General features: G+C 65.1%; 15 protein-coding genes. 12 read left to right on the top strand and 3 right to left on the bottom strand.

The window, feature by feature from the left end; genetic code table 11:
• The first annotated feature begins 183 nt into the window (after positions 1-183).
• Positions 184-1,155, top strand: a complete 972-nt coding sequence (locus tag AC3ENQ_RS13380) for a hypothetical protein (protein ID WP_431805236.1) — start codon at positions 184-186, stop codon at positions 1,153-1,155.
• Between the two features lie 226 nt (positions 1,156-1,381).
• Entirely contained in the window at positions 1,382-1,738 is a 357-nt protein-coding gene (locus AC3ENQ_RS13375) for a hypothetical protein (RefSeq protein ID WP_431805235.1), read from the top strand.
• A gap of 573 nt (positions 1,739-2,311) precedes the next feature.
• Here the strand turns inward: AC3ENQ_RS13375 and AC3ENQ_RS13370 are convergent.
• The 3 genes from AC3ENQ_RS13370 to AC3ENQ_RS13360 form a co-directional block, all read right to left on the bottom strand.
• On the bottom strand, positions 2,312-5,053 hold the full coding sequence (locus AC3ENQ_RS13370; protein WP_431805234.1) for an AAA family ATPase: 2,742 nt from the start codon (positions 5,051-5,053) through the stop codon (positions 2,312-2,314).
• Between the two features lie 412 nt (positions 5,054-5,465).
• The gene (locus tag AC3ENQ_RS13365; protein ID WP_196324645.1) at positions 5,466-6,077 is read right to left on the bottom strand and encodes a hypothetical protein; all 612 of its coding nucleotides are present in this window, start codon (positions 6,075-6,077) and stop codon (positions 5,466-5,468) included.
• 118 nt (positions 6,078-6,195) lie between these two features.
• Positions 6,196-7,422 (bottom strand): DUF2130 domain-containing protein, encoded by a 1,227-nt coding sequence (locus tag AC3ENQ_RS13360; RefSeq protein ID WP_431805233.1) that lies wholly within the window; start codon positions 7,420-7,422, stop codon positions 6,196-6,198.
• Positions 7,423-7,617: 195 nt separating this feature from the next.
• On the opposite strand from AC3ENQ_RS13360, the gene AC3ENQ_RS13355 reads away from it, so the two are divergent.
• The 10 genes from AC3ENQ_RS13355 (at position 7,618) to AC3ENQ_RS13310 (ending at position 22,826) form a co-directional block, all read left to right on the top strand.
• Positions 7,618-9,594 carry a hypothetical protein gene (locus AC3ENQ_RS13355; protein WP_431805232.1) on the top strand — a complete coding sequence of 659 codons (1,977 nt, stop codon included), beginning with the start codon at positions 7,618-7,620 and terminating at the stop codon, positions 9,592-9,594.
• Between the two features lie 9 nt (positions 9,595-9,603).
• Positions 9,604-11,208, top strand: a complete 1,605-nt coding sequence (locus AC3ENQ_RS13350; RefSeq protein WP_431805231.1) for a class I SAM-dependent DNA methyltransferase — start codon at positions 9,604-9,606, stop codon at positions 11,206-11,208.
• Positions 11,205-12,431, top strand: a complete 1,227-nt coding sequence (locus tag AC3ENQ_RS13345; protein ID WP_431805230.1) for a restriction endonuclease subunit S — start codon at positions 11,205-11,207, stop codon at positions 12,429-12,431. The genes AC3ENQ_RS13350 and AC3ENQ_RS13345 overlap by 4 nt, the downstream gene beginning before the upstream one ends.
• 73 nt (positions 12,432-12,504) lie before the next feature.
• Positions 12,505-13,152, top strand: coding sequence for a hypothetical protein (locus AC3ENQ_RS13340; RefSeq protein ID WP_155947607.1), 648 nt, complete (start codon positions 12,505-12,507; stop codon positions 13,150-13,152).
• A 35-nt stretch (positions 13,153-13,187) separates the two neighbouring features.
• Positions 13,188-14,351 carry a GTPase gene (locus tag AC3ENQ_RS13335; protein WP_431805229.1) on the top strand — a complete coding sequence of 388 codons (1,164 nt, stop codon included), beginning with the start codon at positions 13,188-13,190 and terminating at the stop codon, positions 14,349-14,351.
• 22 nt (positions 14,352-14,373) lie between these two features.
• On the top strand, positions 14,374-15,615 hold the full coding sequence (locus tag AC3ENQ_RS13330) for an exonuclease domain-containing protein (RefSeq protein WP_431805252.1): 1,242 nt from the start codon (positions 14,374-14,376) through the stop codon (positions 15,613-15,615).
• A 48-nt stretch (positions 15,616-15,663) separates the two neighbouring features.
• Complete coding sequence (locus AC3ENQ_RS13325; RefSeq protein WP_431805228.1) at positions 15,664-16,857, top strand: Fic family protein; 1,194 nt, start codon at positions 15,664-15,666, stop codon at positions 16,855-16,857.
• Positions 16,854-20,042, top strand: coding sequence for a type I restriction endonuclease subunit R (locus AC3ENQ_RS13320; RefSeq protein ID WP_431805227.1), 3,189 nt, complete (start codon positions 16,854-16,856; stop codon positions 20,040-20,042). Before AC3ENQ_RS13325 ends, AC3ENQ_RS13320 begins: the two co-directional genes overlap by 4 nt.
• A gap of 75 nt (positions 20,043-20,117) precedes the next feature.
• Positions 20,118-21,908 (top strand): GmrSD restriction endonuclease domain-containing protein, encoded by a 1,791-nt coding sequence (locus tag AC3ENQ_RS13315; protein ID WP_431805226.1) that lies wholly within the window; start codon positions 20,118-20,120, stop codon positions 21,906-21,908.
• Positions 21,909-21,926: 18 nt separating this feature from the next.
• Complete coding sequence (locus AC3ENQ_RS13310; protein ID WP_431805225.1) at positions 21,927-22,826, top strand: HNH endonuclease; 900 nt, start codon at positions 21,927-21,929, stop codon at positions 22,824-22,826.
• Positions 22,827-22,914: the final 88 nt, after the last annotated feature.

Below are 22,914 nucleotides of genomic sequence, written 5' to 3'. Positions count from 1 at the left end.
GCGCTAGATTCCTCGACAGTCACGAGGCGAAGCGCGCTGCTCCGCTGAAGACTGGCGGGGACTCAGCGGGCGTCTGGCAAGGTCCCTGGCGTGGAGCGCGAGCCCGAGAGGCCACGACGCAAGACGAGCTCGGCGCGATGTACTGGGCTTTCGCTACGCTGTGATCCATTCCTGGGGAGGATCATGCACGAGCAACACGAACAGACGCCGAATCACGAGGATGCGTGGGGGCGTGTCGACGATTTGTTCCGGGTCGGGCCCGGCTACATCAACTATTGGCTGCACGAGGCCACCGAACACTGGACCATCTCGGAGTCCGAGCTCAAGGCTGTCCGCGAACTCGGCTACAACCTCGGTCAGCTTATGAAGCGGCGCAATGAGGTGGAGGATGCGCGCCGGAAGTTCGTCCCCGCGAGCAGCCTTTACAAACCGAATCTCGCCGAACGCACCGAGTTCCAGCGCGAGCTATTCGACGCAACGTCAGGATTCTTCCTGATGTACTACTCGGCACTATCCGCCCTAGTTGGCGTCGCGGTGCGCTTCCGTCCGGAACTCCACGACAGCATGGGCGAAGTTCCTCACCGGAGCAACTCGAAGTTTCTCGCCTGGCTCAAGCCGCACGCAATGTTGCCATCGCACTTCGATGTGTTGACCGACGCGCGACAGTTCCGCACCGTCCTCGACCACAAAGCGAGTGCCCAGCCTTACGAGTGGGGCACGGTGGTCCGTGAGTCCGAGGGGCTTGTGCGGGCAGTGCTGCACGGTCCCGCCGGTCAGAGCGGGAACTTCCCAGATGGCGCCCTGCCGCTACTGGGCGACACCCCTTTCCCGAAGGACCATGACTGGGCCTTCTACGCACCAGACGAAGATCTCGTGCTGACTTGCCTCGCTGTGCAGATGAACGCGCTATTTCCTCGGATCAACAGTCACCGCTTCCGCCCAGAGTCAATGCGGTGTGCCTGGGTCAACCGTCTAGGCCCCCACGATCCCGAGGACGGATACCCAATCTTTGCGGCGATGTCAGGCACCGTGACCAGCGTCGAGCCCCACATGCCCGACCTCTCGCCGGAGGATCGCGCAACGATTGACGAGATTCTCGCGAAGTACAGCAACTGCGATCTGCCCGACCTTGGCGAATCCGAAGGTCGTGAGTGACTTCCAGCGACCATGGGGTGGCGGCCCGACAATGCTCGAGTTCAACAGGGCGGCGGCGATCTCCTGCGTGCTAGAGCTGGCCAGGCACCCGCCGCTACGCGGCACGCACGCGGTTCTTACGCGCGCCTGGCCCGCGATCCAACAGGCCGGCTTGCAGCAAGAGGCGGCCGTCCGGTTGCACGAGGCTGACGCCGAGTCGCGTCGCGCCCGCCGATAGTGTGAACGCATGCACTGGGGAGCCGCAAACACGCCCGCGTCCGACGCGTGGGACTGGACATTGACGTGGACGATCATCGGCGTGGCCGTCGCTCTCGTTGTGGGCGCGTTCGCCGTCGCCGGGTACTTTAGAGACCACCCGAAACGTCGGCTCGAATACACCGTCACGACGCGAAGGCTCATACAGTCCACGCCAGATCTCGGCCTTGAAGTACGCGTCAACGGCGTCGAGATCGCGGACCCCCATTTGGTCGAGTTCCGGTTGCGGTCGAACAGTCGCGCCGATATCCCCACAAGCGCTTTTGATGCAGGGCGCGATCTGACATTCCGCGTTGAACCGGGCGGCGCACTCGTGGTGGGCGACTGAGGCGCACGCGGAGACATCATGCTTACCTATGGCAACGGCGACGGGTGGGAGTGGGCGGAGTTTCACGTGGGGCCGCAGCTCATTCATCGACGGGCGACGCTCGAAATCGACTTCATCTCCAACGGTGAGCCGACTGTTCGAATCGCCAACAAGACACTCATTGACGTCGACGTCGTACGAGTACAGCCACGAACTTTCAGCATCGACACATGGGAGCTAATGGTCGTCGCCGCTCCGTGGCCCATAGACGTCCTCGCACGGCTGATACCTCGCGCGAGGGGCTGAACGCGGCTGAGCCCCGACGCCGGGAGGTGTTATGGGGGCTGGGGTCAGCCGTGAGCGGCGATTGGCGCCGCGACGCACCCGTCGATTTCGTCGGCCGGCACCGTGGGCGGGATCGGGCGCATCAAGGTGTGGGGATCACCTTGCTCCACTCACAGAGTAGGTGCGCGGTTGCCGGTCCTTCAGGGCAGCAATCGGGGAGAGTCCGCGAACCACACCGATACGCCCTCCCAGGCGCACGGATAGTCCGCCCGCAAGCTCTCTCGATGACCGCCCGCTAATCGAGCGGCTTTATCTCCCGATCCCCCGTCCCGCGGTCGGCCCTCCAACTATCGGCCCGGCAGCCGCCTGTACCGTCTGCTCCCTCGCCGCACGTCGCAACTCGGCCGCCGCGGCGCGCACCGCATCCTGCATCGTCAACTCGGGCGTGCCGCGCTGCATCGAATCAGCGAGACACTCGCGGGCCTCGTCGTCCGTCCGCGCGACGACGATCGCGGCATTGTGCAGCCGCCCGCGGGTGAGGCCGACGTAGAGCCCCGCGGCATCGACACCGGGACCGACCACCGACGCGTCGGCCGTGTCACCCTGCACGCCATGCACGGTGGACGCGTACGCGAGCTGCAGGTGCTCGCGCGCGTAGTCGGCAGACACACGCGCCAGCTCGCCACTGTCGCCCACCGACACGAGGTCGACGGACTCGTCGCGGATCTCGCGAACGATCCACTGTGCACGGTTCTCGACGCCGGTGCGCCGGTCGTTGCGGCGGGTCTGAACGGTGTCGCCCACGAGGAGGCGCTGCTCCCCCATCCCCCAAGCGACTGTGCCGGAGTCGAGTTCGCCTTCCTCGACGCGCCGCTGCTGGATGGCGTCGTTGATGGCATCCGCTTCGGCATTCGTGCCGGACACGAGCGTCACGCGCTTGCCGCGCGCATGCCACTCGAAGTACGCCTCGATCATCTGGTCGCGTGCTGCGTCGAGATGATCGACCCGGTCGACGTGACCACTCCCCGCGAGCTCGCGCGCCACCGACAGCGCCTGCTCGCGTTCACCCGCGTTCCGCAGCCGTAGCGTGAGCGCCGCGTAGTCAGGATCGCGGAACCGGTGCACCGTGTCGAGCTCGACGGCGGCGTTCGCGTGCCGGATCGCGGAACCCATCGCGCCCGCGTGCCCGACCGGCACCGCCTGATGCGTGTCCCCCACGAATGCCAAGCCGACACCGTTCTCGATCGCGAGCTCGACGAGAACGTTCGCCGCCTGCAGGTCGACCATGCCGGCTTCGTCGACGACGATCCGATCGCGTGGGCGCAGGGGGTATCGAGTCGGGCCGCCGTAGACGGCGCCCGTCGCGACGTCGACATCCCCTGGGCGAAGCCGCGTCCAGACCATCGCGCCCGCCTCATCGCGGCCCCATCGATAGCCGTGGTCCAAGAGAAGTGCGTGCAGGCTGGATGCCGCGGCCCCGACCTCACGAGACGCCACCGACGCCGCCTTGCGCGTCGGAGCAACGACGAGCATCCGCCGGCGCTGCGCCGCGAGCGCGGCGAACGTGATGCGGAGCATTGTCGTCTTGCCTGTGCCGGCGGGGCCGGTCACCGTGACGAGACCGTCGGTACCGGCGATAGCGCACGCCGCGACCGCTTGCGATGCATCCAGAGCCGAAGCATCTTCGTCGTGCGCGAACCAGCGCAGCTCGTGCGGCAGCAGGGAGCGCCCTGGTCGGGCGATCACGTCCAGACGGCCAGCGAGGCGCACTTTGGCGCGCACGGTCGCGGTAGCCATGAAGGCCTTCACGTGCGCGGGTAGAGCATCAGCGATGACGCGGTGCGCGGCACGAGTGGCGCGCTCGGTGACGTCGGAGATGACTCCGTCGAGCCGGTCACGATCGGCAACGACGCCCGTGCGCGAGAGTGCGCGGATCGCGCCCGCACGGAGGTCGAACACGCTGAACCTCCCACCGCTCGAGGTCGACCGTTGGTCCGCGTCGACAACGGCCTGCGCAGCGAGCGGATCGAGGTCGACGGCCTCCAGCTGGCTGGCCGCGAGGGGAACGGCCGCGCGCGGCGCGATCAGATTCGGATCGACCGCCGCGATCTCGTCGCGGACCGTCGCCTTCCACGACACCTCATCGATGTCGGCGGGTTTGTTCGGACGTGCCACCGCCCACGCGCGCCGGTCGAGCTGCTGCAGCACCTCCACGCTCGGCGCCGATCCTCCGTGCTCGGCCGACCATTCCGCGATCAGGCGCGCACGGTTGGACTCGATCTGCGCCGATCGACGCGACAGTGGACGCACAGCGCCGGCGAGTTCGGCGATCTCCCCCGCATCGTTGAGCGTGTACCCGTGGCGCGCGAGCGCCGCGCTCCATGCGGGGTCGGTGCGGGCGGCGAGTTCGCCTTCGGCGTTGATGACGGTGTGCAGCTTCATCGCGACACGCGAGTCGAGGTTCGACCACTTGCCGTCCGCGCCGAGGACCTTGATGTTCAACCACAGGTGGCGGTGGATGTGCGGGTCGAGCGCCCGTGAGCGGCGGTGCTGCAATTCGACCACTTCGATGCGCATCACGTCTTCCCGAAAGACGCCGTTGTGTCCGCGGCGGGCGTTGAGCTCGGTCTGCCAGGTCAGCAGGATGCGGTCGCGGAGGCGATCCTGCAGCGCTTCGAACTCGGTCGCGAGCTCGGGGTGCAGGAGCGCGGCGATGCTGTAGGTCTTGGGGTGGTTGATCGTCCCGTCGAGGAGTAGGTCGGCGTCGGGGCTCAGCCGTTGGTGGCCGCGCTCCTCCCCCGTGATCGGGTCGTGACCGGTGATCCAGACACGCAGCCCGCCGGCGGTGAGCTGATCGCTCCCGATCCGGCCACTCGCGACGATGAACCGGGTGACGGTCGATTCGGATGCCTCGGCGTACGCCTCGAGCGCTTCAGCGCCGCTCGTGTGCGCTCGGTGTGCGTCGCACGTTCCCTCGAGGGCGTAGGCGATCGCCTGTCGGACGCCGCGCGAATCGACGCCCCGCTTCCACCGCTCCAGTCCCCCGCGCATGACGCCAGAGTAAGCTCGTGATTTGCCGATTATCCAGGTATTTTTCGTTGATGTAGGCAAGTGGAGCGCGATGCGTCTAGATGGTTCCGACCATCACGGATGCCTGCGTGCATTGATCTATTCTTCCTTGTCCTACTCGTTCTCATTTGGCGCGAAGGATGAGGGAGAGATCGCGCGGGTTGTAGCGGGCTGCGCTGCGTCCTGCCTGCCACTCTGTCGTCGCCAGGATCTCCGTCCCATCGGACACCTCCGGCGCGAGCGCCCCGAGGCGGGGCACGACGACCGGGACCGAGCCCCTCGCTTACAGAGTCGAGAGCTACCTCGACGTGATTCCGCGGGTCATAGTCACACCCTCGACGACCGATGCCCCCTACCGCCCCTCATCTGATCGTCCGCCGGATGATGCCGCGCATCAGTAAGCCCACTCCCATCCGACGGGGCTTCCGCCCATGGCCAGCACCACTGCGCCGGTCGGCGAGGCGACATCAAGGACGATCCAGCCGGAGACGCTCTGCCCAGGTCCGATCTGCGCGGGGAGCTGCTGAGACGAGTCGAGGCACGTCCATGCGTTGCCGATGGGGTCGTTCAGCCGCTTGCCATCGGCGTCGTACGCCTGCCAGTCGTACTGCGTGAATGACACCCACGGGAACTCCTCTTCGGCGAGTTCCGGGGTCGACTCGACGTTGAGGTGGATGCCGAGGTAGTGGCCGTTCGCGGGGCTGTCAGGGAATCCGCTGTCGCAGGTGGGGTCGAGGACGAGATCCGTCACCGCGAACCGCGAAGTGACCACGTCCGAGGTCAGCGAGGATGTACCCGCCAGCTGCCCGATCGTCTTGACGAGATTGCCGCGGGAGTTCTTGACCGCTTCGCCGAACTCCGAGGCAGCTTCGCTCGGAGTAGGCGTCGCCGTCGCTGCCGGCGTAGTGTCGGGCGTCTTGCCCGTATCCGCAGGCGCCGCGGCCGAACAGGCGGCAAGCGACAGCGCGAGCGCGGCGATCGTCGAGATGGATGTAATGGTGCGCATGGTGATGTCCTTTACAAGAGTGAGACAACGGGAGACGGTTCTCCCCCGTGACTGGTTGTGAGCGGCGGGTTGTGCAGCAAGAAGGGGATGGAGCGAGCGGGTTTTCCGGCGCCGGCACTCAGGCCGCGTCCTGCTCATCGGTCGCGTCCAGTTCGGCGAACTTGGCCGCCATGGTCGGATTTCCCTTGGTCAGCTTCTTGACCGTGAGCGCCGTCGCCTTGTCGTTCGCGAGGCGGAGGTTGTTCTCAGATCCGAGCAGGTTGTCCTTGACCTTCTGGAGCCGGTCGATCGCGTTGTCGATCTCCTTGATCGCGGTATCGAACTTGCCCTTGGCGAGCTGGTAGTTGCGGCCGAACGCCGACTTGAAGCCCTCGAGCTCTGACTCGAAGTCGGTGATGTCGATGTTCTGCTTCTTGATCTGCTCGAGCTCGGCCTTGACCACGATTGTGTCCTGCGCGGCGTTGCGCAGCAGGGCGATGATCGCGAGGAAGAACTGCGGGCGGACGACGAACATCTTCGGGTACTCATGCGACACGTCCGTGATGCCGGCGTAGAGCTCGGAGTCCTCTTCGAGCATCGAGACGAGCACCGCGTACTCGCAGCCCTTGTCGTTGCGGTCCTTGTCGAGCTTGGCGAAGAAGTCGCTGTTCTTCTTCTTTGTGGCGGTGACGTCGGACTCGTTCTTCATCTCGAACATGATCGAGACGTATTCCACGTCGTCATCGCTGAAATCGCGGAAGACGTAGTCCCCCTTGCTGCCGGCGGATGCGTCGTTGTCCTTCCCGAAGACGGCGTTGGGGAACGCGAGCGAGCGCATGCGGTTGAACTCGATCTCGCAGTGCTGCTCGAGGGTCTCGCCGAGGAGCTTCACCGAGAGCTTCGCCTTCATGTCCTTGTAGCGGGCGATGAGCTCATCCTTGAGAGCGAGCTCCTTGGTGTGCGACTCCTTGAGCGCGGCGTCCCTGACCTTCTGCTCGGCCGCCTGGAGGTCCAGCTTGCTCTTCGCCTCGTTGAGGTCTTTGTCCGCCGCCGACACTGCCTTCGCGACGGCGAGCTCCTGGTCGGTCGCCGCCGACTTGAGCGCGGACGTGAGCTGCTGGATCTCGGCGTCCTTCGCAGCGCTCACCTTCTGTGCCTGCTGCGCCGCGTTCGCCACGGCGAGAGCGATCTCGATCTCCTTGGCCTTCTCGGCTGCGGCGAGGCGTGCGTGAAGCTCGAGCTCGAACTCGGTCGTACGCACCTGCTGCACGATGTCGGCGTACTGCGCCTCGTCGATGGTGAAGAGGGTGCCGCAGTGCGGGCACTTGATCTCGTTCGCAGCGGTGGTCGGTGTGCCGTGGGTCATGAGTGTCTCCAATAAGGGGCGGGGAGTGGATCCCACAGGCGGGGCGCCCCCCAGTAACGCCCCGCCTGTGACAGCGACGTGATGCCGCCGAACAGATCGTGGACCAGGAATCGACGCGGCTGGCTCTAGATCACTGATAAGGCTGCTTATCAGTCATCGTGGATGTGGCGCAGAGTTTGGGAGTAGGTTGACCTCATGTCCACAGCGCCCCCGCTTCTCCTCGACCTCACCGGCGTCGCCCGGCTGGCCGGTGTGCAGCGGCCCGTGGCATCGATGTGGCGTTCGCGGTTCGCGTCGACCCCGGATCCCTTTCCGTCAGCCGTCACCGACGTGAGGGGCCGGCCGTGCTTCGAGGCTGCGCAGGTCGCCGACTGGCTGGTGCGCACCGCGCATGGGAACAATCCGGAGGCACGTGAGGACGCCGCGGCGGCTGCAGCTCCCTCGGACTTCTCCTTCTCCGACGCGAGCGCGGTCGCCGAACTGCAGGCGCTCGTCGCCCTGCACGCGCAGACCGACGACCTCGACGAACTCACGCCTTCACAGATCGAAGAGGTGGCCGCCAACGTCGACCCGCTCGATCGCGTGCTCCGGCGCGAGATCTCTGCACACGTGGACCGCGGTGCGCCGTGGCTCGCCTATGCGACCCGCCTGGTCGACGCGGCATACTCGCCGTCGGCGGCGCTGACGCTCATCGCCCGCCGCCACGCAGCAGCAAACCGGGCGGCGGGATCCGCTGGACCGCTTCTCGCCGACGCGGTCGCCCTGGTCGTGGACGCGACGATCGCCCTCGCCGGCGGCGACGCGACGGTGACGCTGGATGCCGGCGACGCCATTCTCTCCTCGACGCTTGCCGGCAAACTCGATGACGATGTGACGATCGTCCTGCCCACCGGCGCGGACTCCCGCGACGTCCGACGCCAACTGCTCGTCGACGGGCACTGGCTCGCCGACGAAGCGGCCCCAGCGGCGCGCTCGGTCGTGGTTGCGCGCGTCCCGTCACACCGGGGCGAGGACGTATCCGCGATCTTGCGAGCGGTGGACGACATCTCCCTGTCGCTGCGGGATTCGGACGCGGCGGTCGTGATCGGCCCCGCGCGGGCACTCGTAGACCCGCTGGCCCCCACCGACGAGCGGGCGCGCGCTGACGTCCTTCGCTCCGGGCGCGTGCGGGGAATCGCACGCCTGTCGACCGGCCTCGTCGACAGCGCGGTGCGAGAATCCCTCGCGCTCTGGATTCTCACAGAGCCAACCGTCGAGGTCGCACCCGCGCGACGAATCACCGCGGTCGCGGATCTCACGCGCGTGCAACTCACCGCCGCGACGCGCGCCGACCTGATCTCGGACCTGATGGCGGGCATGGGCAGTGGTCGCGATCTGCGTGCCCACCAGTTCCGGTTTGCCACATTCGTGCGTACGACCTCCCTGCAGGCACGAAGCGGCTCACTGGTGGCATCGGCGACACGGAAGCCCTCGGCCATGACCGAGGAGGCGGCAGAACTTCCCGCCCTCCTCGACATCGCCGCCGAGGCAGTTCGCTCCGACATCACCCCGATCGAGATCGCGCCCGATCCGCACGACGTGCCGCGCGCCATGTCCGTGGCAGAGCTGATCAGTGCTGGACACGTGAGGAGGGTTCAGGGCACCCGCCTTGACCCTGTGCTGCTGGGCTCGGAAGGACTCGTCGTCGTGACCGCATCCGACCTCGACCAGCCCGCGTCGATCGGCCATACGCGCGTCGACCAGTTCGCGTTCGCGACCCAGCATCCGTCCGCGCAGCTGACCCGCCCCGGCGACGTGATCTTCCGCACCAGCCCCACCGCCGCCGCGTGGGTCGACACCGACGGCTCGAAGGTCGTCGCCTACCCGGCCCGTGTGCTGCGCATCACGGCCGCTGATCCCGGCGGTCTCGTGCCCGAGATCGTCGCCGCAGACATCACAGGTGGGCCCGCCGGGCCTGGTGCGTGGAAGCGGTGGACGCTGCGTCGCGTCGCCCCGCGCACGATGGCGCCGCTCCGACAGGCAATCGCCGATATCGCGACCGCCCGCCGAGATCTCGAGGTCCGCGCCGCGAGCCTCACTGACTATGCCGCCTTGATCGTCGCCGGTGCGACGTCAGGCGCGGTGACCATCATCGACTTGGACCACGCCGCGGACGCGGCAGACACGCAGTAAGGAACACCCATGCCCCGCACACCGAAAGCCGCGCCCGCGGCGCCGTCGACCATGAAAGAGCTGAAGGACACGCTCTGGAAGGCGGCAGACAAGCTGCGCGGCTCGATGGATGCCTCACAGTACAAGGACGTCATCCTCGGCCTCGTGTTCCTGAAGTATGTCTCGGACGCCTTCGACGAGCGCCGCACCGGTATCCACACCGAACTCGCCGCCGACGGATACGACGAGGGGCAGATCGCGGAGCTCATCGACGACACCGACGAGTACACCGGCCGCGGAGTGTTCTGGGTGCCCGTGAACTCGCGCTGGGGCTTCCTCGCCGAGCACGCGAAGGGCGGATCGGTCGACGGTGTCGACAAGACGATCGGCCTGCTCATCGATGAGGCGATGGATGCCGTGATGCAGGCGAACCCGCAGCTGTCGGGCACGCTGCCGCGCATCTTCAACCGCGACAACGTCGACCAGCGTCGGCTGGGCGAGCTGATCGATCTGTTCAACTCGGCGCGGTTCACGACGCAGGGGCAAGGCGGGTCTGACGGGCGTCGTGCCCGCGACCTGCTCGGCGAGGTGTACGAGTACTTCCTCGAGAAGTTCGCCGCCGCCGAGGGCAAGCGCGGCGGCGAGTTCTACACGCCCGCCGGCGTCGTGCGGGTGCTCGTCGAGATGCTCCAGCCCACGCACGGGCGCGTGTACGACCCCGCGTGCGGGTCGGGTGGCATGTTCGTGCAGGCCGAGAAGTTCATCGACGCCCACCACGGCGAAGGATCCGACATCTCGGTCTACGGGCAGGAGCTGAACGAGCGCACGTGGCGCATGGCGAGGATGAACCTCGCCATCCACGGGCTCACCGGCAACCTCGGCCCCCGCTGGGGCGACACGTTCGCCCGTGACTTGCACCCCGACCTGCAGGCCGACTTCGTCATGGCGAACCCGCCGTTCAACATCAAAGACTGGGCACGCAACGAGTCCGACCCGCGCTGGCGATTCGGCGTGCCGCCGGCGGGCAACGCGAACTACGCGTGGATCCAGCACATCCTGTCGAAGCTAGCACCCGGCGGTCAGGCCGGCGTCGTGATGGCCAACGGCTCGATGTCGTCGAACTCGGGTGGTGAGGGCCAGATCCGCGCCGAGATCGTCGAAGCCGACCTCGTCTCCTGCATGGTCGCGCTGCCGACCCAGCTGTTCCGGTCGACCGGCATCCCGGTGTGCGTCTGGTTCTTCGCGAAGGACAAGGGCAAGCGCGCCGGCGAGGTGCTCTTCATCGACGCCCGCAACCTCGGCCACATGGTCGACCGCGCCGAGCGTGCGCTGTCGTACGAGGACATCGCTCGGATCGCGGGAACGTTCCACACGTGGCGGGGCGTCGAATCGGATGCTGCGCCCGACGAGTACGCCGACGTTCCGGGGTTCTGCTACTCGGCCACGCTCGCTCAGATCAAGGCCGCTGATTATGCACTGACTCCGGGCCGCTATGTCGGCGCCGCCGAAGCTGAGGCAGACGGCGAGCCGATCGAGGAGAAGCTCGCGCGACTGCAAGTTGAGCTTGAGGCGCAGTTTGCGGAGTCGGCGCGACTTGCCGACGTCGTGCGTGAGCAGCTCGCGAGGATCTCGTGAACGTTGCGTTCGGTGAACTCGTCGAGTTCGCGGTAGGTGGTGGGTGGGGTGAGGACCAGCCCTCCGATGGGATGGTGCCGGTGCGAGTGATGCGAGGCGCCGACTTCCCCGCTGCGGAGTCTCGCGATCTTGCGTCGGCACCCCTGCGCTATGAGCCGTCAAAGAAGGCCGCGAGTCGCATACTGCGCGAGGGCGACATTGTCCTTGAGGTCTCTGGGGGCACAAAGGACCGCCCCACCGGCCGATCGATCTTTGCCTCGCCCCAGCTCCTTTCGTCAGTTGACGACGACGTGATTCCCGCCAGCTTCTGCCGGTTGGTGCGTATCAACCGAACTAAGGCGTCTCCAGCGTTTGTCTACTACGCGCTGCAGGACCTCTACAACCGCGGCGGGACCTGGGAATTCCAGAATCAGTCGACAGGAATCGCCAACTTCCAGTTCGAGTTGTTCCGCGAACGTTGGCGACTTGATCTCCCGTCACTCTTCGAGCAGCAGGCGATCGCCGAGGTGCTGGGCGCCCTCGACGACAAGATCGCCGCCAACACCGCCCTCGCCGCCAACACCGCCTCGGTCGCCATAGCGGAATATCGCTCGGCAATCCGCGACGGGGGCCCTGAACTGCCGATCGATGAAGTCTCGATCCTGCTCGCGCGGGGTATCACGCCGCGGTATCTGCCTGACGGTGATGGCACGCGAGTGCTAAATCAGAAGTGTGTGCGCGATCAGCTGGTTTCGCTTGAGCCATCCCGGTGGACAGATGATGCAAAGGTGAAGCAGGAGAAGCTCCTTGCCGTCGGCGACATCCTGGTCAACTCGACAGGACAAGGCACTCTCGGACGCGTCGCGCGCTGGACTCTCGCAGAGCGGGCTACGGTCGACTCGCACATCACGATCGTCAGACCCGACCCCGACGTCAGCGATCCCGCGGTCATCGGACAGGCGATCCTCGCTATCGAAGCAGACATCGAAGCCCTCGGTGAGGGCAGCACGGGTCAAACCGAGCTCAGCCGAATCGAACTCGGACGCGCCCGCGTTCGGATACCGAGTCGTGAGCGGGCCGAGCATCTCGGCGCGAAGCTCCGAGCTCTCTCTGCGTGCCAGGACGCAGCCCGCGCCGAGAACGATACCCTCACTGCTACCCGTGACGCGCTGCTGCCGCAGCTCATGTCGGGCAAACTCCGTGTTCACGACGCGGAGAATCTGATTGATCAGGCGGGCGTATGAACGAGCTCGCCTGCACAGCCTCTAGGTTCGAAGTACGAATGCACCGCCGCATCCATCTGGGGAGATCCGCCGCATGACGTCCACCGCCTCACCTACTGCCGCCCAACCGCAGAAGCCGCACGCCAAGACACCGGGATGGGCCAAGTTCTTGCTCGTCCTGTTCGTCCTGCTGCTTATCGGAGCCGCAGCGTTCGGGGGAATCGCTGTCGGCAAGATGCTCGGTGCGGGCGAAGAGCGCTCGGTCCAAGTTGTGCGCTCTGTGAAGGGCGAAGAGCAGGTGATCCTCGTGACCGCGGGGGTCGGCGGAATCGAGACCGAAAGCGACAACCAGAGCTTCTTCGGACTCTTCGACATCCCGTTCTCCGACCGGCAGGTGTTCATCCAGTACGACCTCGACGCCAAGTTCGGCATCGAAGGCAAAGACATCAAGATCGTGGAGACCGGTGACAAGGCTTACACGATCACCGTCCCGACGTTCATCTACCTCGGCTACTCAGATCCGAAGTTCAGCGTCGCGACCGAGTCGAACGGCATCCTCAGCTGGACGACTCCGGAGATCGACAAGATCGCCGCTGTCGAGGACCTGCTCACCGATGACGTGATCGCCTCCCACATCGAGGACTACCGATCCCTGCTCGAGGTCCAGGCCGAGACCTTCTACACACGAATCGTCAAGGGTATCGAGCCCGAGGCGACCCTCACGTTCGAGTTCACCAAGTGACGCCCGGCGACGCATCCGAAGGAGAAGAGCGCCCCATGACCGACGGTCTGACGCCCCGGCCTGAGAAACTCGACATCGACGAACAGCCGTTCCTCGACGCGACAGCCGAAGCGAGATCGAAGTTCGGGCGCTTCAACCTCGCGATCATCGGGAGTTCCGGCGTCGGCAAGTCTTCTCTCGTGAACGCCGTGTTCGGTCGGGACTGGGCGAAGGTCGGCAAGGGCCTTCCCGTGACCCGGGGAGTCCAGTACTTCAACGATGACTCGCTCGGGATCTGGGACGTCGAAGGCTTCGAGATCGGGTCACAGGTGCCGCCCGCGGAACAACTGCGAGCTCACCTCGACACAATCTCGAAGAGCCCGCAGCTCCAGCAGATCTCGGTCGTCTGGTACTGCGTGAAGGCCAACGATGACCGCCTGACACCGGCCGACATCGCGATGATCCGCGAGCTCGACACGCAAGGTCTTCCGGTCATCCTGGTGCTGACCAAAGTCGACTGGATCAAGAACCCCATCACGGGTCAGCACGGGGTGGCCAAGGGTGTGGAGAAGTTCGTCGAGTGGCTCAACGAGCCCGTCGACCCGCAGACCGGCCTGCCGATCGACATCCCCTACCGCAGCGTGATTCTCACCTCGACGCAGGACAAGCACGGGAAGGGCAAAGGGCATGGTCTCGGTGAGCTCGTCGCGGAAACCCTCGCCCTTTCGCCGGACAACGAGAAGGACGCGTTTCGCATCGCACAACGACTCAACCTCCCCTGGAAGCGAGAACTCGCCCGTCCCGTCATCGCCGCTGCAACGACTGCGGCAGCAGGTGCCGCCGCTGTCCCGGTTCCGATCGCCGATGCCGCGATCCTGGCGCCGATCCAGCTCGGAATGATGGCGCGCATCGCCACGATCTACGACCTCGAGATCAAGACCATGATGTCCGCCGGTGCTCTCGCCCAAGTTGGAGCGCAGCTCGCCGGGCGCGCCCTCGCGAGCAGCATGCTCAAGCTGATCCCAGGCGCTGGCAGCGTCATGAACGCCGGCGTCGCCGGCGCACTCACCGCCGCCACCGGTGAGGGGTGGATGCGCCTATGCGAGCAAGTCCACACCGGGAAGCTCGACGTCGAGAAAGTGAGCAGCTCCTGGTCCGACTTTGTCCCGGGCTTCCTCGACGTCGTCCGCAAGATGGCCGAGCAGAAGCTCACCAAGTAGCCGACCGAGAGGACCCAGCCAGATGTCATTCGCTGTCGTCGACTTCGAGACCACCGGCATCCTGCCGTCGTACCACCACCGGGTCGTCGAGATCGGCGTGACCCACGTCGAGGATGACGGCACGATCTCGTTGCGGTGGGAGACGCTGATCAACCCCGAGCGTGATCTCGGGCCGCAGCGTATCCACGGGATTCATGCGGCGGACGTGCTCGACGCACCCACGTTCAGCGACGTCGCGGCCGAGTTCGCCGAGCTGCTGCAGGGCCGTGTCTTCGCGGCGCACAACGCCTCGTTCGACCTGCGCTTCCTGCAGGCAGAGTTCGAGCGCGCCGGCTATTGGCTCGGCGGCGGAACGCCGCATGTCTGCACGATGACTCTCGGCTCGAGGTTCGGGCTCGGCGGGTCCTGTTCCCTGTCGCACGCCTGCACCACTTACGGCATCGATATCGGACACGCGCACAGCGCGGGCGCCGACTCGTTCGCCGCCGCGCGACTGCTGGCGGCTTTCCACGCTGAGAGCAGCACGCGGCCTGAGTGGCTGGACTACTGGCAGCAGGCCGCCGAGTCCGGCCGCGCCTACAGCTATCCCACCGGACGCCGGACCGGCGTCGCGGTGAAGGTTCGAAGTGATGCCGGCGCGGCGCCAGTGAGCTTTCTCGAGCGGATCTCGTCGGATGCCCAACGAGCGCGCGTGGAGGGCGCCGGAGCCCGATACGTCGCTCTGCTCGACCGTTGCCTGATCGATGGCTTGATCTCGGTGAGCGAAGGGGCCCAGCTCGCCGAAGTCGCGGCCGAGCTCGGGCTGACCCGTGACGCCGTTGATGAGATCCACCGCGACTACTTCGTCGAGCTCGAACGCCGGGCCTGGGCGGACGGCATCCTGACCGAGGACGAGCGCGCCACGCTCCGTGACGTCGGTGCGCTTCTGGGGCACGACGACGAGGCTGTCGCCGCTGCGGTGGATGACGTCGCTCCGGTCGCGGGCACGGGTCAGGCCGCGTCGGCGTTCGAGCTGTCGCCCGGGGATCTCGTAGTGCTTACGGGAGAGATGCTGCGCGAACGGAGCGAGTGGGAGGCGGACTTGCGCGAGCGCGGGTTCGTGCCGCATCCGTCAGTAACCAAGAAGGTCAAACTCGTCGTCGCAGCAGATCCCGACTCGTTGTCGGGCAAGGCGAAGAAGGCCCGCGACTACGGCATCCCCATCGTCGGAGAAGGGTGGCTGGCCACCATCGTCTTTCCAAAACAGCACGAAGAAGTAAGGTAGTCACGATTTCTCTTACTTCTTCGCGAGCGCTTCGAAAGGGATGACCTGGTGCGAACCGAGCTTTACGTGAGCACGCGATTTGGCGAGCTCACAACGAACCCGACCGGCGCATGGACGCATCCCTACTTCCTCCCCGCCGCGATCCCTCGAGCCCTTCAACTTTCGCCGGAGTCGATGGCGGCCGTGTCGCGGGCCGACATCGCGCTCGGGCGACTCTCGGGGCTGGCGATGCTCATCAACGATCCTGAACTGTTGCTGGGTCCCTCGATGGCGCAGGAAGCTGTCTCGAGTTCTCGTATCGAAGGAACGCAGGCGTCACTCAGCGACGTTCTCAGCGCGGAGAGCTCGGACGAGCCGATCGAGGATGAGAACCTGCGCGAGGTGAACAACTACCTGGATGCGGCTGCCCAGGGCAGGGCACTTCTCGAGAAATGGCCCCTGACGCAGCGGTTCTTCTGCGCGTTGCATGCCACGCTGTTGGCGAACGTGCGTGGTGAGGAGAAGTTCCCTGGGGAACTACGCAGGTCGCCCGTCTGGATCGGTTCGCCCAATGCGCGCCCCGAAACGGCGCGATTCATCCCTCCACATCAAGACAGGATCGGCGACCTCTTGGCGGACTGGGAAAGATTCGTCAACGAGCCTTCGACGATGCCCCCCGTCCTGCGCGCTGCGCTCATGCACTATCAGTTCGAGACCATCCATCCGTTCCTCGATGGCAATGGCCGAATAGGTCGGCTGCTGATCGGCTTCATGCTCGTCGCAGACGGCGTCCTCAGTGCCCCGATCCTGCCGATCTCTGGCTACTTCGAGAGAAATCGTGACGCCTACTACGACCGCTTGCAGGCAGTTCGCGAGCGTGGCGAGATCGAGGAGTGGGTGCAGTTCTTCTGCGAGGGCGTCGAACAGCAAGCGAACCAGGCAGCCGCCCGTATCCAAGCGCTCGTGGAGATACGGGAGCGGTATCGGCGCGAGGCCATCGGCGATCGATCGGCACTCAGCTCGGTGATCGACCTGATCTTCCGCAACCCGGTCGTCACGGTCGCGACGGTCATGCGGCATGCCGGGGTCAGCAGGCCCGCAGGCTCAGCCGCGCTTCGACGGGCGGAGGAGCGCGGTTGGGTGCGATCCGCCGGCAGGTGGGGGCGCGGGGGCCGCGAGCGCTGGGTCGCCACTGAAGTGTGGGCTGCAGTGTCGAGCGAAGACGCGTTCGGCGAGAGCGTTGAGGGAGGCGGCACACCATGACAGCACTGTCCGAGGCTGACTGGGAGAACGACGCCCTGGAAACACTCGCCGAGCCTCTCGGTTGGCGCCCGGTTCACGGCGACCACGTCGCGCCCGGCACGGGCGAACGGGATACGTGGGATGACCTGCTGATCCGGCCCCGCCTACTCGACGCGCTTCGGCGACTGAACCCGGGCATCCCGGGCGAGTATCTGCAGCAGGCGGTCGCGGAGATCGCGGCTCCGAAGTCGCAGGATGCGATCACCGAGAACCACCGCATCCACCAATACCTCGTCAGCGGATATCCGCTGAGCTACATCGACGTCGACGGCATCGAGCAGAACCCGCGGCTCCGACTGCTCGGCACGGACCCATCCGACAATGACTGGCTCGCCGTCAACCAGCTGACGCTCCGGCGCGGTGACCTGCACCGCCGCTTCGACATTGTGCTGTTCGTGAACGGGATGCCGCTGGTCGTCGTCGAGCTCAAGCGTGCTGGCTCAGCATCCGCCGGAGTCGCCGACGCGCACAAGCAACTGCAGACCTACCTGCGCGAGTTCCCGACGGCATTCCGGTTCTGTGTGCTCACGCTCGCGACCGATGGCATCGGCGCGAAGTACGGCACGCCCTTCACGCCGCTCAACCACTTCGCGCCGTGGAACGTCGACGACGATGGCCTGCCGCTCGCGCAGCCGCGGGTCGAGGACGGCGTCTCCGTCGAGCCGATCGACGACGCGCTCAACGGCCTGTTCAATCAGGAGCGGTTCCTGCAGCTCGTCCGCAACTTCACCGCGTTCGACGAGAACGCCGACGGGCTCACGAAGCGCATCGCGAAGCCGCACCAGTACTTCGCCGTGGCGAAGGCGGTCGGCTCGACGGTGCAGGCGGTCGAGACGAACGGCAAAGCCGGCGTGGTCTGGCACACGCAGGGGTCGGGCAAGTCCATGGAGATGGAGCTGTACACGAATCTCGTGTCGCGGCATCCGAAGCTCAAGAACCCCACCGTCATCGTCGTCACCGACCGCACCGAACTCGACGGGCAGCTGTTCCAGACGTTCGACCAGAGCCTCCTCCTCGCCGAGAAGCCCGTCCAGGTGCGTGAACGCGCGCAACTACGCGACGAGCTGCGCAACCGTGTCACGGGCGGCATCTACTTCACAACGCTGCAGAAGTTCGGTCTCACCGACACGGAGAAGGCGTCAGGTACGCAGCACCCGCTCCTGACCGACCGCCGCAACGTGATCGTCGTGGTCGACGAGGCGCACCGCAGTCACTACGACGACCTCGACGGCTACGCGAGGCACCTGCGCGACGCGCTGCCCAACGCGACACTCATCGCGTTCACCGGCACGCCGATCTCGTTCGCCGAACGCAACACGCGTGCGGTGTTCGGCGACTACATCGACATCTACGACCTCACCCGGGCCGTCGACGACGGCGCGACGGTGCCGGTCTACTTCGAGCCGCGGCTCATCAAGGTCTCGTTCGCCGACGGCGCGAGCGAAGACGACATCGACCGCGCCGCCGATGAGTACACCCTGGGGCTCGATGACACCGAGCGGGCTCGCCTCGAGGCGTCCGTCGCCGTCGTCAACGCCGTCTACGGGGCGCCGGAGCGCATCGAGACACTCGCAGCGGACCTCGTGCAGCACTGGGAGGAACGGCGAGAGCGGATGAAGCCGTTCCTCGAGTCTCCCGGCAAGGCGCTCATCGTCGGCGGCACGCGCGAAATCTGCGCGCGACTCTATGCAGAGATCGTCCGACTGAGGCCCGACTGGCACTCCGATGCGCTGGACGCCGGAAAGATCAAGGTCGTCTACTCGGGGTCGGCATCCGACCAGCCGCCCGTGAGCGATCACGTCCGCCGGGACTCTGAGAACAAGGCGATCAAAGCGCGGCTGAAGGATGCCGACAACGAGCTCGAACTGGTCATCGTCAAGGACATGATGTTGACCGGCTTCGATGCCCCGCCGCTGCACACCCTCTACCTCGACCGGCCGCTCAAGGGCGCGCTGCTGATGCAGACCCTCGCGCGCGTCAACCGCACCTTCCGAGGCAAGGAGGACGGGCTGCTCGTCGCGTACGCGCCGCTCGCCGACAATCTCGCGAATGCCCTCGCGGAGTACACGACATCGGATCAGGAGAACAAGCCCGTCGGACGAAACGTCGACGAAGCGGTCGCGATCGCGATGGAGCTCGTCGCCCAAATCCGCGACATGCTTGCCGGCTGCGATTGGCGGGCGATCGTCGCGCGCGGCGGCTCACGTGCATGGCGAACAGCGGCGACCACCGCCACCAACTTCCTGCGAGACGCGACGAACCCGCTGAACGATCCGGACCTCGGCAACGACCGCCTCTCGGTGAAGTATCGGACCGCCACCGGCCAATTGGCGCGGGCATGGGCCCTTGCGTCGGGTCGCGACGGACTCGCCCGTCTGCACGACGAGATCGCCTTCTACGAAGAGGTCCGCGTGTGGATGGCGAAGTTCGATGCCGCCGAAAGGCAGTCACGCGACGAACCGATCCCCGAAGAGATCTCGCGGCTGCTCGGATCGCTGGTCGCCGACTCCATCGCCCCCGGCGAGGTCCTCGACATCTACGACGCGGCCGGTCTTCCGCGGCTCGCCCTCGACGACCTCGGACCGGAGTTCCTCGCGAAAGCGCAGGCGGCGCCGAATGCGCACCTCGCGATCGAGGCGCTCCGCAAATCACTGACGGATGCCGGCGCGAGCGCGACCCGTGGCAACCTCGTGCGTCAGCGGGCGTTCTCGGAGCGGATTGCCGAGATCATGAACCGGTACACGAACCAGCAGCTGACCTCGGCCGAGGTGATCGCGGAGCTAGTGGAGCTGGCGAAGGAGGTCGCCGCCGAGGCATCCCGCGGCACGCAGTTCTCCCCGCCGCTTTCGAGTGACGAACTCGCCTTCTACGACGCCGTCGCTACCAACGAGTCGGCGGTCGACGTGCAGGGTGAGGACGTGCTCGCGCAGATCGCCCGGGAGCTCGTTGCCGTGATGCGCCGCGATGTCCGCACCGACTGGACCGTGCGCGACGACGTCCGCGCCAAGCTGCGCTCGTCGATCAAGCGGCTGCTCGTGAAGTACAAGTACCCACCAGACAAGCAACCCGAGGCGATCAAGCTCGTCATGGACCAGATGGAGTCGATGGCGCCGCGTTATGGGGACGAGCGAGCAAACAATCGGTGACCGTGCCGCTGAGGTGGCATCTCTGCCCGTTCAATGCTGTCATCGGTTCGCCTGACCATTCTGGAGGAAAGAAGCTTGTCGAAGTACACCGTTCAGCAACACTCGGTCGAGACCTTGCTCACATGGGTCAAGTCTGGCCAGGTCGCAATCCCAGAGATGCAGCGCCCATTCGTGTGGGACTCGACGAAGGTGCGGGACCTTCTCGACTCCCTGTACAACGGGTTCCCCATCGGATACCTCATCACGTGGCAGAGCGCGGATGTCGGTTTGAAGGACGGCTCCAAGTCATCCTTCCGTCAGATTCTCATCGACGGACAACAACGAATCACGGCAATGACCGCTGCACTCGTCGGTCAGCACGTGATTGACAAGAGGTACAAGAAGAAGCGCATCAAGGTTGCCTTCAATCCGACAACCGAACAGTTCGCTACGCTCACTCCGGTCATTGAAAAAGACAGCAGCTGGATCCCGGACGTCGCCGAGTTCGTCAACGCTCCGTCGAACTACGCGGCGACCAAGTCCTACATGGATGCGAACCCGACAGTCGACGGGCACCACGTCGAGCAAGCACTGCAGCGGCTCTCCGCGATCAAGCAGGCGCAGGTCGGAATCATCAACCTGGCTGAGGACCTCGATATAGAGACTGTCACAGAGATCTTCATCCGGATCAACTCCAAAGGTGTCCCACTCAGTAGTGCTGACTTCGCGATGAGCAAGATTTCGAGCCACGGTCAACTCGGCAGCAACCTACGGAAGCTGATCGACTACTTCTGTCACCTCGCCGTCGCGCCGCACGTCTTCAGCGACATCGCCACGAATGACGCGAGCTTCGCGGCGTCCGGCTATCTTCCATCGATCTCTTGGTTGCGAAACGACACCTCCGATCTCTACGACCCCAGCTACACGGACGTGATACGTGTTGCAGGAATCAAAGAGTTTTCTCGCGGCAAGGTGGCCGCGCTTGTAAGCGTGCTTTCGGGCCGGGATTTCGAGACTCGTACCTTCAGCGAGGAGCTGGCCGTAGAGTCCTTCGACCGGCTCGAGCACGTGCTGCTCGAGATCGTCAATCAGCACAACTTCCAGCAGTTCACCCTGACGATCAAGTCCGCCGGGTTCATCTCGCCGCGATTGATCAGCTCGAAGAATGCGCTGAACTTCGCTTATGCGCTCTACCTCAAGCTGCGCACGGAGAAGAAGCTCAACGAGGGTGAGATCAAGTTTGTCACGCGACGCTGGTTTGTTATGTCGGTGCTGACCGGTCGCTACACGGGCAGCTTCGAGACCGCGTTCGAAGCGGATATCCGACGTATCAACGAGGTTGGCGCGCTTCAGGCTCTCGAGGACATCGAGGCTTCGCAGCTTTCGGAGAACTTCTGGACGGTCGCGCTCCCGATGGACATGGAGACTTCGAGCGTTCGGAGCCCGTACTTCCTCGCGTTCCTTGCCGCACAGATCCAAGCCGGATCCCGAGGGTTCCTCTCCAAGAACGTGACCGTGGCGAGCATGATCGAGGAAGTCGGCGACATTCACCACGTCGTCCCGAAGAACTACCTAGTCAAGCACGGAGAGAACGACCGCAGCGTCTACAACCAGATCGCGAACTTCGCTCTCACAGAGACGCCGATCAACATCACGATAAAGGACAGGGCGCCAGGTGACTACATGTCACAGATCGATGCACAGATCGACGATAGTGTCCTGCGGCTCGGGGAGATCACGACCGAGCGCGAGCTCGAGGCAAACTTGCAGGCCAACGCGATCCCCGAGAGTCTGCGCACAACTACCGCCGAGTCGTACCAGGCTTTCCTCAGGGAACGGCGGTTCCTAATGGCTCAGGTCATCAAGAACTACTACCTCGCACTCTAGACATCTATTGGATCACCGATGGCACTGAGAAGCAGCGCGGAGGAAGCCGCTATCCGTCAAGACGTATTCCGCTGGCTCGATGCTCGCTACAGCGAGAACGGCGGATACGAGCTGTCGCGCAAACTCCTCGAGTCGTACAGATTCAACGGCGAGCCGATCAAACTCCTCGACACTGGCCGCGGGATTCGCAACCCTGCCAGCTTCTCCTCCACACTCACGATCATGACGTCAGCAGGTCGGCGAAACCCCTACGAGGATAGTGAGAACGCTGACGGTTGGGTCACCTACCACTACCAATCGAGCAAAGGTGGCGACAACGTCAAGCTTGCGCGAGCGGTCGAGAACCGAGATCCGATCGTCTACTTCAAGGGGGTCCGTCCCGGATTCTTCGTCCCGTTCTACCCAGTCGTGATCTCGCACAACGATCCGATCGCAAGAGTCGTGAGGTTTCCACTCGACCAGGGCCTCAGCTTCCTGGGCGACCCGCTTCATTATTCGGAGGAGCAACGGCGATACGCGGATGGCATCGTTCGCACGCGACTTCATCAGCCGATCTTCCGTGCGCAAGTGCTTCACGCGTATGCAAGTTCGTGCACAGTCTGCGAACTTAAGCACTCCGAGCTCCTCGATGCAGCTCACATCGCGCCGGACGCAGACTCCGAGGGCGTCGCCCACGTAAGCAACGGGCTGGCGATGTGCAAGATTCACCACGCCGCCTACGATCGGTCGCTCATGGGAATTACCCCCGACTACGAGGTCCGCATCGATCAAGAGCTGCTCGACGAGATCGACGGTCCAATGCTTCGGCACGGCCTCCAGGACATGCACGGCAAGCGCATTGTGCTCCCCTCTAGTCGAGCGGCGTATCCCGACCGAGATCGACTCGCTAAGAGGTTCGAAATGTTTGCAAGTCGGTGATCAACCTCGCGCAGGTCATCGCCTGCTCCTCACCTACCGCCGACATTTGGCCGGCCCAGCGATCGTCGGCGCAGTGAAATCTCGACGT

The sequence above is a fragment of the Microbacterium sp. bgisy203 genome, from assembly GCF_057706945.1.
The sequence above is the reverse complement of the archived record's forward strand: the minus strand, read 5'-3'. Positions and strand labels throughout refer to the sequence as shown.